At 64.2% G+C, this 12,601-nt stretch carries 11 protein-coding genes and 2 pseudogenes; 7 read left to right on the top strand and 6 right to left on the bottom strand.

Annotated features, from left to right (window positions below; translation table 11 throughout):
- Positions 1-69 precede the first annotated feature (69 nt).
- From NJF35_RS14130 to NJF35_RS14120, 3 genes and pseudogenes are all read right to left on the bottom strand, one after another.
- Positions 70-216, bottom strand: a pseudogene (locus NJF35_RS14130) (helix-turn-helix domain-containing protein); the annotation flags it as partial.
- A gap of 101 nt (positions 217-317) precedes the next feature.
- A complete protein-coding gene (dddP, locus tag NJF35_RS14125; RefSeq protein WP_225790787.1) occupies positions 318-1,661 on the bottom strand; it encodes a dimethylsulfonioproprionate lyase DddP in 1,344 nt (447 codons plus the stop codon).
- A gap of 98 nt (positions 1,662-1,759) precedes the next feature.
- Complete coding sequence (locus NJF35_RS14120; protein ID WP_225790786.1) at positions 1,760-2,989, bottom strand: aromatic ring-hydroxylating oxygenase subunit alpha; 1,230 nt, start codon at positions 2,987-2,989, stop codon at positions 1,760-1,762.
- Between the two features lie 231 nt (positions 2,990-3,220).
- Between NJF35_RS14120 and NJF35_RS14115 the strand changes: the two are divergent.
- Positions 3,221-3,487 (top strand): annotated as a pseudogene (locus NJF35_RS14115) (LysR family transcriptional regulator); the annotation flags it as partial.
- Positions 3,488-3,830: 343 nt separating this feature from the next.
- Entirely contained in the window at positions 3,831-4,724 is an 894-nt protein-coding gene (locus tag NJF35_RS14110) for a dihydrodipicolinate synthase family protein (RefSeq protein ID WP_225790785.1), read from the top strand.
- 154 nt (positions 4,725-4,878) lie between these two features.
- Here NJF35_RS14110 and NJF35_RS14105 read toward each other — a convergent pair whose 3' ends face one another.
- Complete coding sequence (locus NJF35_RS14105; RefSeq protein WP_225790784.1) at positions 4,879-5,829, bottom strand: LysR family transcriptional regulator; 951 nt, start codon at positions 5,827-5,829, stop codon at positions 4,879-4,881.
- Positions 5,830-5,975: 146 nt separating this feature from the next.
- On the opposite strand from NJF35_RS14105, the gene NJF35_RS14100 reads away from it, so the two are divergent.
- The 4 genes from NJF35_RS14100 (at position 5,976) to NJF35_RS14085 (ending at position 10,396) form a co-directional block, all read left to right on the top strand.
- The gene (locus tag NJF35_RS14100; RefSeq protein ID WP_225790783.1) at positions 5,976-7,151 is read left to right on the top strand and encodes a M20 aminoacylase family protein; all 1,176 of its coding nucleotides are present in this window, start codon (positions 5,976-5,978) and stop codon (positions 7,149-7,151) included.
- Between the two features lie 25 nt (positions 7,152-7,176).
- A complete protein-coding gene (locus NJF35_RS14095; protein ID WP_225790782.1) occupies positions 7,177-8,493 on the top strand; it encodes an MFS transporter in 1,317 nt (438 codons plus the stop codon).
- 97 nt (positions 8,494-8,590) lie between these two features.
- Complete coding sequence (locus NJF35_RS14090; protein ID WP_225790781.1) at positions 8,591-9,937, top strand: OprD family porin; 1,347 nt, start codon at positions 8,591-8,593, stop codon at positions 9,935-9,937.
- A gap of 129 nt (positions 9,938-10,066) precedes the next feature.
- The gene (locus tag NJF35_RS14085) at positions 10,067-10,396 is read left to right on the top strand and encodes a YegP family protein (protein WP_225790780.1); all 330 of its coding nucleotides are present in this window, start codon (positions 10,067-10,069) and stop codon (positions 10,394-10,396) included.
- 61 nt (positions 10,397-10,457) lie between these two features.
- On the opposite strand, the gene NJF35_RS14080 is transcribed toward NJF35_RS14085, so the two are convergent.
- Positions 10,458-11,630 carry a hypothetical protein gene (locus tag NJF35_RS14080; RefSeq protein ID WP_225790779.1) on the bottom strand — a complete coding sequence of 391 codons (1,173 nt, stop codon included), beginning with the start codon at positions 11,628-11,630 and terminating at the stop codon, positions 10,458-10,460.
- Positions 11,631-11,655: 25 nt separating this feature from the next.
- Entirely contained in the window at positions 11,656-11,973 is a 318-nt protein-coding gene (locus NJF35_RS14075) for a hypothetical protein (protein WP_225790778.1), read from the bottom strand.
- Positions 11,974-12,274: 301 nt separating this feature from the next.
- Between NJF35_RS14075 and NJF35_RS14070 the strand changes: the two genes are divergently transcribed.
- Positions 12,275-12,601: carbon starvation CstA family protein (locus NJF35_RS14070; protein WP_317235055.1), on the top strand; the 327-nt coding region annotated here is incomplete at its 3' end.

The following is a 12,601-nucleotide window of genomic DNA, read 5'->3' as shown; positions in this document are numbered from 1 at the left end:
AGGGGCGGATTCTAGCATGATGCAAGCAGCAGATCGCTGGGACGTAGCCACCCGCCAGCGTTGCCGGGATCAGATCTCACAGCGGACCTCCCGCGAAGGCGGGTGGCCGAAGAAGGCGCTGTAGCATCGGCTGAAATGGCTGCTCGACACGAAACCGCAAGCGAGCGCGACATCCACCACCGACAGGCCGGAGTTCTGCAGCAGGCAACGGGCCTCGGCCGGTACCGGCCCGGGGCGCGCGCAGGCGGCCACATTCGCTACACCGCGTCTACTTGCAGCTTGAAGCTTGCTGCTCGCCGCTGAAAAAAACCGCCCCCCTAGTCCCGCAGAAAGCGCTCCTCGAACGGATAGTGGGTCAACAGCTCATACCCGTTCTCCGTCACCAGCAGCTGGTTCTCCAGTTTGATCCCGTCACGCCCCCCGACCTCCCCCACATAGGCCTCCACGCAAAGCGCCATGCCAGCCTGCAGCTCGCCTTCATAGCCATGGGACTGCAAATCCTCCGGGTAGCGGATGCTGGGGTATTCGTCGCACAGCCCCACCCCGTGGAACATCACGCCATAGCGCTGGGCGCGGCAGCTCTCGGGCAGGCGGTGGCCCTTGGCGGTCAGCTCGGTGAAGCGCACACCGGGCCTGACCAGCTCGATGTTGGTGGTGATGTGCTCATGGGCAATGCGGTACAGGCGCTTCTGCTCCGCGGTCGGCTCCCCGCCACCACAGATCCAGCTGCGCGACATGTCCACGCAGAAGCCGTAGACCCCGATCAAGTCGGTGTCGAATGACAACAGGTCGCCATCACTCAGGACCCTCGGGCCGGACTCCTGGTACCACGGGTTGGTGCGAGGACCGGAACTGAGGATGCGCGTCTCGATCCACTCGCCGCCACGGCGGATGTTGCCAGCGTGCAGTACCGCCCAGACGTCGTTCTCGGTCATTCCGGCACGCATGGCCTGGTGCATCTCGGCCACCGCCGCTTCGCAGGAGGCGACGGCGCAGCGCATGGCGAGGATCTCGTCCGGCCCCTTGACCATGCGGGCGAACTCGGTCACCTCCTGGCCGTTGTGCACCTCCACGCCCAGGGCATCGAGGGCGCGCAACCCGGCCACCTCGATGCGGTCGACCGCCAGGCGGCGGTTGTTGCCTGCATGGGTGCGTAACAGCTCATCCACCTGCGCGCAGAAATGGCGCGCATGCTCGTCGGTACGGTCACCGGACTCGAAGTAGAAGAACGACGCCCCGCTACGCAGCTCACTGATCAGCGGCAAGTGCGCAGACAGGTGGTCGCAACCGTGAAAGTCCCACAGCACCACATGGCCACTGGCGGCGACGAAACAGGCACGAGCCGGGTTGTGGGTGGTCCACAGCTGCATGTTGGTGGTGTCGGTGGCGTAGCGGATGTTCAGCGGGTCGAACAGCAAGATACCGCCCAGGTCACGGGCTACCAGCTGTTCGCAGATGCGCCGCAGGCGGTACTCGCGCATGCTCGGCAGGTGCGGCGCCTGCAGCCCGAGGCGCTGCCACTCGGCAAAGGCCAGGGGCGTCGGGCCGATCTCGACGCGGTCGTTGTCGTCGACCGAGCCGTCTGCCTTGAGCGCAGCGGCGCGTTGCCGGGAGGGGTCGATACGTCGGGCATGGCTGGGGATCGAGAATGGCGATGTCATCACGGCGTTCCTGTGTTGTTGTTCTTGAATACCACGGCAGAGGGCCGGTGAAGGCCCCTGCCCCACCGGCCACCCCACCCAAATGCCTCTTGCGTGACTCAGGCGATCCGCGCCGAGGCCTCGCCCAGACGGCGGATCATCAGCTCGCAATACCAGTCGACGAACTGGCACACGCCATTTTCCACCAGGCCCGAATACGGCCCTGGCGCGTAGGCCGGCGAGGTCACGCCGACCTGGGTGCCCTCCACCAGGCGGCGGTCCTGGTCGTTGGTCGCCATCCACACCTTGGTCAGGCGCTCGAGGTCGTAGTCCACGCCTTCCTGGGCATCCTTGGGAACCAGCCACTTGGTGGTCACCACGGTCTCCCCCGGCCCCATCGGCAGCACACGGAAACTCAAGGCGTGGTCGCCAAGGAAGTGGTTCCAGGTCGAGGGGTAGTTGAAATAGAGCAAGGCACCGATATTGCCCACGCCGCTGCGGTCCAGGCGACGGGACACCGCTGGCTTGCCGTCCATGGTGTAGCTGCTGGCGCCATTGTTGAGCGGGATGCGGGTCATGCGGTACTGGCCGCCTGGGTCCATGACCAGCCGGCTAGCCAGGCCACCGGCCTCGCAGGTGTTCCAGTGGGTGGCCAGCTCCGGGTCTTCCTCGCCGCCGATCCCCTGCACCGAGACGTTCTCGACGAAGGAGTTGAGCAGCTCCGGGTGCGTGCCGTCGCAGTGGTAGCACTCGCGGTTGTTCTCGAAGACCAGCTTCCAGTTGCCCTGCTCGACCAGGTTGGACTCGAAGGCGACCTTGCAGTCTTCCAGGTAATGGGGGCCGATGAACGGCGAGACCGCGCTGCGGAACTTCTCGAAGTCCGGCGCCACCTTGGCTACGCAAACGTAGATGTAGCTGTGGACCACCTCGCAGTGGGCGGGCAGCAGGCCGTGGTCGGCGGTATTGAAGTCCGGGCCCATGTTACCGGCGAACAGCAAGCGACCATCCAGTTCGAAGGTCCACTTGTGATAAGGGCAGACCAGCTTGGCCACCTTGCCCTTGGCCTCGGTGCAGACCTTGGAGCCGCGATGACGGCAGGCATTGTGGAAGGCACGGACCTGGCCATCGCCACCGCGCACCACGGCTACCGGATAGTCGCCAATCTGCAACGTTATATATTGGCCGGGCTTTTCGATCTCGAACGTATGCCCGGCGAAGATCCATTCGCGGTGCCAGATCTGTTCGAGGTCCTGGCGATAGACTTCCGGGTCCCTGTACGCGATACCCGGCAGCCCATGCTGCGGCTTGCGTTGTTTTATCAGGTCCAATACATCGGTACTTTTGTACATTATTATGGATGCTCCCAAGTAAGTGCAGGAGGGCCGCGGCATGCCGTATGCGTCAGGGCTCATCAGCCCGATACAACCTGTACGATTAAGGCTTCAATGTTTCAATCGACTCGGATAGCCTGCCGATTGAAATAATCGAGCAGTCATCGCTGCTGCTTGACAAACAGTCTAGGGCGAGGCTCTCAGTCTCAAGAATCGACTTTTTATACGGTCTATTGATTACCTGATGTTATGGTCAAGCACACCGAACCCGATCACACATTGATGAAGATGCCGTCCCTGCGCGCCGTCAAGGCCTTCGTCGCGGCGGCCCGCTCGATCTTCTTCGATGCCGTGCAGCTTTCGTTCACCAATATCGCCCAGACGGCGCAACGCATCCGCAACACCGGCAAACCCAAGCAACGGGTGACGCTATGCTGCTCGCCGGCCTTCGCCAACTTCTGGCTCAGCACCAGGTTGCCCGCCTTTTTCGACACCTATCCAGAAATAGACCTGAACCATCGCGTTCGAGTGGTCATCCTCCCAAGACCTGGATGGATAACCTCAGCTCATCAGATGACCCGTGTAAATGTCGCTGTATTCCACTTTCCCGCAACACTAACCTTCACCTTGATGCTGTGCAGCGCTTCGAGGTGAAGGTGGCCTGAATGCGATAGGTCTGGATAAATGAATAATTCATTCGCCCATCCGGATATCAATCGTCCGGCAAAAGTTCTCTTTCAGCGGACCCCGTGAAAACTTTCATGATGCGTGAAGAACAACGCCATACCGACTGAAATTTTCATTCACAAAAGAAGCGCGCCAAAAAATATACAGCCAAAACAAGAAGAGGTTATTCCATATGTCCGCATTCCCGTTTTCCGGTATCAACCTGGCTATCACTACGCCCTTCGATACCCAAGGCAATATCGACTATGCCCGCTTCGAAACCCTGATCGAGGGTTATATCGCCGCTGGCGTGCATGGCTTCGTGCTCAGTTCCGGCACTGGCATGCACGTCTACCTGAGCAAGGAAGAATCCAAGGAGTTGGTCGCCTTCGGCGCCAAGGTCATCGCTGGCCGTGCCCGGGTGATCGCCCAGACCTCCGCGCTGCTGGTCGAGGACGTGCTGGAACGCACCCGGCATGCCACCGATTGCGGGGCCGACGGGGTCATGGTGCTGCCGCCGTTCTTCGAAGGCCCGACCGACGACCAGGGCATCGTCGACTTCTACACCACGGTCTGCCAGGCGGGCCTGCCGGTCATCGGCTACAACGTGCCCCAGGCCGTAGGCGTGGAAGTGACTCCGGCATTGTTTGGCAAGCTCAGCGAAATCCCCAACTTCGTGTCGGTCAAGGACAGCAGCGGCGACCTCGCTGCCCAGGCCTCGCTGATCCGCACGGGCCTGCCCACCATGAACGGCGCCGATCCGCTGGCGCCCTATGCCCTGTATGCTGGCGCCGCGGGCCTGATCTGGGGCGGCGCCAACATGGCGCCACGCACCTGCGTCGCCTTCGTCAATGCGGCCATGGAGCGCCAGTGGGAGCGTGCCCGCGAGATCTGGCGCGAACTGGAGCCGGTCATGTCGTTGATCTGGCAAGGCGACTACGTGCAGTCGGTCTACGCAGGCGCGCAACTGAGCGGCTATGGCGCCGGCAACCCACGCCGCCCGCTGGCCCGTCTGTCGGCGGAAAAGCTCGAGGTGCTCAAGGCCGCCCTGGGCCCGCTGGCCTCGCGCGAAGCCAGCCTGGCCTGACACCTGGGGAGATCACGACATGTACGTGGCCAAGAAGTTTCCCAAGCACGCCAGCCTGTCCGGCTGGGTGGGCCTGCTGCCACCGCGCACGCCCAGGCCGCCCCTCGACAGCGCCGTCACGGCCGACGTCGCCATCAATGACGCCCGGGCGTGCTCAGAAGCACAACCTGAGCATGTCCGCCAAGCGTCGGTCATCCGCGCTGCGTGACCGGCAGCAGGCCTTCAGCGCTTGCTGCAGGCAGCGCACGAAACAGCGCGCGGCCGGGTCCAGCACCTGGTCGCGCAGCTGAATCACGCTGATATCCCCTTCCTCCAGCGGCTCGTCCAGCGCCAGGGCGCGTGCCTTGTCGCGCAGCGGCTCGCACAGCAGCATCGGCGCGGGCGAATAGCCGAGCATGCCGGCATCGATGATCAGGCTGCTGAGCATGGCGCTGGACTGGGCGCAGACGATGCGCCCCGGCTCGAGGTCCAGGCCATGTCGGCCGAACAGCTGCTGCATCAGCGAGTGCTGGCCTGTCTGGGTGAAGTTCATGACCCAGTCGTGCTCCAGCAACTGGCCGAGCGAGCGCGCCTCCTGCAACGGGTGGCCGATGCGTGCCAGCACCTGCATGGGGTAGTGCGCCAACACCTGGTGGCTGAACTCCTGGGCCGGCAGCCCCCCGGCCGGGCCCAGGGCGAACTGCATCTGGCCGCTGCGCAGCAGCGACAGGCTGACCGCCTGCAGGCCTTCGTAGAGCTCCAGTTGCACCGCCGGCATCGCCTGGCGAAAGGCTTGCAGCGCCGCGCCCAGCAGGGTCTGCCCGAACCAGGGCGTGATCCCCACGCACAAGCGGCTCGGCGTTTCCCCCCGCAGACTGGCCAGGTCACGCTGGGCCTTTTCCAGCTGGCTGGCGATCTGCCGGGCATGCGGCAGCAGGGTCAGGCCCGCCGTGGTCAGGCGCGCGCCGCCGGCATGCCGGGCCAGTAACGCCAGCCCCTGCTCTTGCTCCAATTCACGCAAGGCACGGGTGATCGCCGCCTGGGACAACGCCAGGGCCCGGGCGGCGGAACGGATGCCACCGTGGTCGGCCACGGCGATCAGGGCCTGTAGCTGGTGCAGCTTCACGAAGAGTCTCCTGCCTGAACACCAAGGGTCGTCATGACAACATTTTTGCGGCTTATGCCCGGCCGGCGGGGGCGCTAGGTTAAAGCACGAGGCCAGGGCCGCCAACGGGCCCTGCAGTGTCGCCTCGCTGACCAGGAAAGAACAATATGCATAACACCTGCATCGCCCCCGGCATCGCCGCCATCACCCCGGCCATGGTCGAGCTGCGCCGGGCCATCCACCGCCAGCCCGAACTGGGCTTCGAAGAGTTCGCCACCCGTGCGCGGGTGATCGACCACCTGCAGCAGTGGGGCTACGAGGTCCACCAGGGCCTGGCCGGCACCGCCGTGGTCGGCACCCTGCGCAATGGCGCAGGCCCCACGCTGGGCCTGCGCGCCGAGCTCGATGCCCTGCCGATCGCCGAACAGAGCGGCCGCCCCTGGGCCAGCACGGTACCGGGCAAGATGCACGCCTGCGGCCATGACGGGCACACCGCCATGCTCCTGGCGGCAGCTTGCGAACTGGCCCGCGAGCGCCACTGGCGCGGCACCCTGCACCTGTTCTTCCAGCCCGCCGAGGAAGGCCACGGCGGCTCCGGCGCCAAGCGCATGCTCGACGAAGGCGTGTTCGAACGCTTCCCCTGCGACGCCCTGTTCGCCCTGCACAACTCCCCCGGCATGCCGGTCGGCCAGTTCGGCGTGCTCGCCGGGCCGCGCATGGCCTCTACCGACAGCGTGACCATCGTCATCCACGGCCAGGGCGGCCACGGCGCGATGCCCGACAAGACAGTCGACCCGGTGGTGGTCGGCGCTTCGCTGGTCCTGGCGTTGCAGACCATCGTGTCGCGCAACGTGCCGCCGAGCGAGACCGCGATCATCACCGTGGGCGCCTTGCTCGCCGGCGATGCCGCCAACGTCATTCCCGACCGGGCCGAACTGCGCCTGAGCGTGCGCACGCTCGACCCCGAGGTCCGCCACCTGCTGCGCCAGCGGATCGCCACCCTCGCCGAGCTGCACGCCCAGGGCTATGGCGCCACGGCCGACGTGAGCTTCGGCGAAGGCTACCCGGTGCTGGTCAACGACCCAGAGGCCAGCCAACTGGCCGAACAGGTGATACGCGACTGGCTCGGCGACGAGGGCCTGGCGCCACGGCAGCAGCCGATCTGCGCCAGCGACGACTTCGCCTTCTGGCTGGAGCAGGTCCCCGGTTGCTACCTGCTGATCGGCAATGGCCACGGCAGCGGCACCTGCGAGGTCCACAACCCTGGCTACGACTTCAACGACCTGGCACTGCCCCTGGGCGCCACCTTCTGGGTGCGGCTGGCGCAACGTTTCCTGGCCTGACGGCCATCGCAAGAGAGCACAGACGATGACAACAAAAACAACAGACTTCGCCATCGACACCCACAGCCGGCCACCCAGCAAGCGCCGGGCGATCGCCGCGATCTGCGTGGGCAATGCCCTGGAGTTCTACGATTTTCTGGTCTACAGCCTGCTGGCCACGCTCATGGCACGGCTGTTCTTTCCCTTCAGCGACCATCCGTTGATTCCGCTGATGCTGTCGCTGGCGGTGTTCGGCACCGGCTTCGTCATGCGCCCCCTGGGCGGCTTGGTGATCGGCCTGTACGCCGACCGTGCCGGGCGCAAGGCGGCCATGCGCCTGACCCTGTGGCTGATGGCGATCGGCTCGCTGCTGTTCACCGTCGCGCCCACCTATGCCCAGGCCGGCCTGCTCGGCCCAGCGGTGGTGATCGTCGCGCGGCTCTTGCAGGGCTTCGCAGTGGGCGGGCAGATCGGCACCTCGACCACCATGCTCATGGAGTATGCCGACAAGCATTCGCGCGGCTACTACTGCAGCTGGCAGACCTTCAGTCAGAGCCTGGGCATCTGCCTGGGCGGGCTGATGGTCACCCTGTTGAGCACCCTGCTCAGCCCCGAGGCCATGGACAGCTGGGGCTGGCGCCTGATCTTCGCCCTGGGCATCCTGGCCATCCCGGTCAGCGAGTACATCCGCCATCGCCTGGAAGAAACCCAGGCCCACCGCCAGATCGTGCGCAGCGGCGCGGCGGTGTCCCAGGGCAGGCAACTGGCCGTGCTGCTGCAGCACCCACGGCAGATGCTGGCGGGCGTGCTGCTGGTGATCGGCGCCACCGTGCCGATCTACACCATCCAGTTCTACCTGGCCAACCATGCCATCGGCGTACTCGGCATGCCCCTGGCCAGCGGCACCTGGGCGGCGATCGTCGCCTGCCTGCCGCCCCTGCTGCTCTCGGCCCATGCCGGTCGACTGAGCGACCGCATCGGCCGGCGCAAGGCGATCTTCTGGCCCTTGCCGATCCTGCTGCTGGCGATCTACCCGGCCTTCCTGCTGCTCAACCAGCACCCCAACCTGGGCGTGCTGCTCGGCGTGGTGACCCTGCTGAGCATCCCGCTGACCTACACCATCGTGCCCAACCTGGCGATCCTGCCGGAGCTGTTTCCCACCCACATCCGTGCCAGCGGCATGTCTTTGGCCTATTGCATCGGCGTGGCCCTGTTCGGCGGTTTCGCCCAGTTCTTCGCCGCTGGCCTGGTCAGCCTCACCGGCAACAGCAATGCACCGGCGTTCTACATCATCGCGGCGATCCTGCTGTCGCTGGTGGGCCTGAAGCTGGTGCCGGAAACCGCTGGCAAGGACCTCGACTGACCCCTCGGCTCACGGACGAGCCCTCCCCTTCACTGCCCTGGGCCTCCCGCCTACGGCACCCGGATGCGCCGAAAACAAGAACAACAGGTGAAACCTCATGCTCCATCGCCCTGCCACGCTGCTCTGCAGTGCCCTGCTGGCCTCCGATGTGCTGGCCGCTCCCCACGGCCTTGTCGAAGACAGCCAACTGGAGTTGCGCAACCGCAACTTCTACTTCAACCGCGACCTGCGCAACGGCGCCAGCAACGGCCAGGGCGACAATGCCGCCCGGCCTGCGGACGAACGCAAGGGTTACCGCGAGGAATGGGCCCATGGCCTGATGCTTGGCCTCGACTCCGGGTTCACCCAGGGCACCCTGGGCCTGGGGCTCGATGCCCATGCCCACCTCGGCCTCAAGCTCGACAGCGGCGCGGGGCGCACCGGCACCCTGCTGCTGCCGGTGCGCCATGACCGCCAGCGCGACGCCGAAGTGGCGGACGACTACAGCCATGCCGGTGCCGCGCTCAAGGCGCGCTGGCGCGGCAACGAACTGAAATGGGGCGAAATGCGCACCTCGACGCCGGTGTTCACCACCGCCGACAGCCGCCTGCTACCCGAACTGGCCACCGGCCTGTACCTGCGCAACGACACCCTGCCCGGCCTGCTGGTCGAGGCAGGCCACTTCACCGCCTACCACGGCTTCGCCTCCAGCAATGACGACGATAGCCTGCGCACCCGCTATTCCGACGTGGCGGTACGCAGCCTGGATTTTCTCGGGGCCAGCTATTCGTTCAGCGATACCCTGCGCGCGAAACTGTTCCATGCCCGCGCCGAGGACAACTGGCTGCAGTACTACCTGAACCTCAACCAGGACCTGCCGTTCACGCCGTCCAGCGGCCTGAACCTCGATCTGCAGCTGTACCGCAGCGACGCCACCGGGCGGGAACTGTCCGGCCCCGTCGCCAACACCAGCTGGAGCCTGGCCGGAGCCTGGCGCCACGGTCCGCACCGCATCACCCTGGCCTACCAGCAGATCGACGGCGATACACCGTTCGACTATGTCGGTGGCCTGTCCATCGACCTGGCCAACTCGGTGCAGCTATCGGACTTCAACGCCCCCGGCATGAAATCCCGCCAGGCACGCTACGACCTCAACCTGGCCGGCTATGGCGTCCCTGGCCTGAGCTTCATGACCCGCTACGTCACCGGCTCCGGCGCCAGCGACCGGCACTGGCGCCCCGGCCAGCGCTATGCGGGCGGGGCATTGTCCACCTATGGCCAGTATGACGGCGCGAAATGGCACGAACTGGACATGGAGGTGCGCTACGTGGTGCAGGCAGGACCGGCCCGCGACCTCTCCCTGCGCACCCGCGTGGCCAGCTACCGAGGCAACCGACAGGCCCAGGCCGACCTGCCGGACATCAATGAAGTGCGGCTGATCGTCGAATATCCGCTGAGCCTGTAGAACGGGCGGTGCCAACCCTTTGGAGAAAAACGAAAACACCCAGGATATGCACTACGCTAAAGCAGCGCGGATACTTGCGCAGCGCAGGTGTCGGCCAGTTCTCAGACGACGTCAATACCGGAGATTTTCATGGGCGGTTACTACGAATTGAAACGCAGCGGCGATCAGTACATGTTCAACCTGAAAGCCGGGAACAACGAAATCATTCTCACCAGCGAACGCTATACCACCAAAGCCAGCGCACAGGACGGCATCGCTTCGGTCCGCCAGAATTCGTCGAGCGATGCCAGGTATCAACGCAAGACGGCAGCCGACGGTTCGCCCTATTTCACCTTGACCGCGGCAAACGGCCAGGTCATCGGGCGCAGTGAAATGTACTCCAGCACGTCGGCCCGGGATAACGGCATCGCCTCCGTCAAAACCAACGGGGCCACGACCACGGTGAAGGACAACACCTGACCCCTCCGCCGGGCAGCCCTACAGCGCTGCCCGGCAATCGGCACTGTTGCTGCAGAAAACATCATTGCCTCCAGGCAGGCGCAAGCACGACACCCTTGCGGTGAGCATCGAGGAGCACAGGTTCACAGAAGCGCCACAGTTGCTCGAGAACGGAGCTCACCCGGCCGGCGAGTTGCAGGGGGCCAATGACACTTTCCTCGGGCACGGAGCGTTCGAGGACAAGATGCAACATCTGCCGCCGCATTTCAGTGGGCGGATGGGTGGTAGACAGCGGTATGTCGGCCTCGCCCGTCCTGATGACACTGACTGCCCGCTCGACGATTTCGATGCAACCGAAGAAAAACTCAGCGCCCCAGAAACTCAATGAAAGATCGAACCCTCTTTTCCCCATGACGGCGAGCATGAATTCGAGCCCACGGACATCCGCCTCGAACTCTTCGTTCCAGTTCGTGGTTATTTCGTCGATATCTTCACCAGCGATGACGGCCCGCTTCGTCTCATCGCCATTCAGGTGCCCGCTGACCAGATGCCCGTACTCATGCCCCAGGACGAACAACTCGAGGGCATCGCGCAATGCGCTGGCAATCCCATCGTAATTGGGCTCTGGCAAGTAAGACGTGGCCAGGTGCGGGTGCCCGCCCACGATGTACGCCAGCAGCACCTCCAGGAACTTCTCGGGAAGTTCCGGCCTGGCTGCCAGTTCCTGTTGCCAGTCTGCCGGGTCGACAGAAAACATCAGGCGCCCCTCGCTGTCGCCTTTGAACGGGAATGTTCTGGAAACCGCCTTGGCCGCGAGGTTGGCGAAACCAAAGAGCCCGTCTTCGATGAGGATGATGACGTGGTCGAGCCCGGGTGCCTTGAGCGCCATGCCATTGACTCGCCCTGTGGGGAGCGTTCCGAACAGGGGCGCAGGATCCAGCTTCATGTTCTGCCCGCTCAGCACCTCCTCTATTTCCTTGGTCATCCTGACCAAGAGCGAATACCACGCGGGGTCCTGATAGGTGCTGATCGCGGTGTCGGGGCCACCGCGCAGTTCTTGCAGCGCCATTTCCCGGAACACCTCGAACGGCGTTCCTCGATGGCGAACCTGGGACTCGTAGTACCTGCGGATGAATGCTTCCTGGAATTCGAGGTAGTCGGCTGTCGCCCAGTCTGGCTCGATGCCCAGGTGTTCATACGTATGCCGCTGGAGTTGTTCGAGATAAGCAAGTGCCTCTTGCGTGTCGGTCGTCATGTCTGCACCTGCGATCGGATGGCATTCATTTCTTCCTTATCGTGAACTCCAGCCCCGTGCTGCCCTTGAGCGAGCCCTTTGCCAGGGAGACGACTGAAACTTCGCCTGACGCATCGAAGGCCAGGCTGAATGAAATCTCGGTAACCACATGCGTTGCGCTTTCGTCCGTGACCTCGGACAGCAGTTCGAAAATACCCTGCAGCGTCCCGTCGATGCTTTTCTTGAGCACGTCACTGCCAAGTTCCACGACCCGCTGACCCAGCGCATCGAACCCGGGCACAGGTAAGGCGCTCTTCGTTCTGGGCGGCTCTTCATTAACCAATAATCGAATTTTCCTGGCCATGCGAATCACTCTTGTTGGGTGAGAACTGCTCTGGCATTCCTGGCGAACGATGCTCGGTTCAGTGTAGCTGTCTCGATGGGCTTGTGTGCTGTGAGGGCCTAGGGCCGCTGCGCGCCCCAGTATGGGCGACACATCCAACTGTGCAGACAGCACCGCACTACGTAGTACTACGTAGTCTTCCCGCGTATTACTGCGAATTTTCTCCCAAGCCCAGTGCGCGGACAGTGTGCAGCGCCCTACCCGGGCCCAAACAACAACAAAGACCGCCGCAGGTAACCCACCCGTGGCAGGAGAAAACTCGATGACCAATCTGGCTACCCGAATTGCCTGGTTCGCCGTTGCCCTGCTTGGCGCATTCGCGCTCGGCACCCTGGCCTTGCGCAGGGGCGAAGCCATCAATGCCTTGTGGATCGTAACCGCCGCCGTGGCCATCTACCTGGTCGCCTACCGCTACTACAGCCTATTCATCGCCACCAAGGTGATGCAGCTCGACCCTACACGTGCAACCCCCGCCGTACTCAACAACGATGGCCTGGACTACGTCCCGACCAACAAGCACATCCTCTTCGGCCACCACTTCGCCGCCATCGCCGGCGCCGGCCCCCTGGTCGGTCCGGTGCTCGCCGCG

Source organism: Pseudomonas guariconensis (assembly GCF_024127895.1).
GTDB lineage: Bacteria > Pseudomonadota > Gammaproteobacteria > Pseudomonadales > Pseudomonadaceae > Aquipseudomonas > Aquipseudomonas guariconensis_B.
Note: the sequence above shows the minus strand (reverse complement) of the source record. Positions and strands in the feature narration are given on the sequence as shown.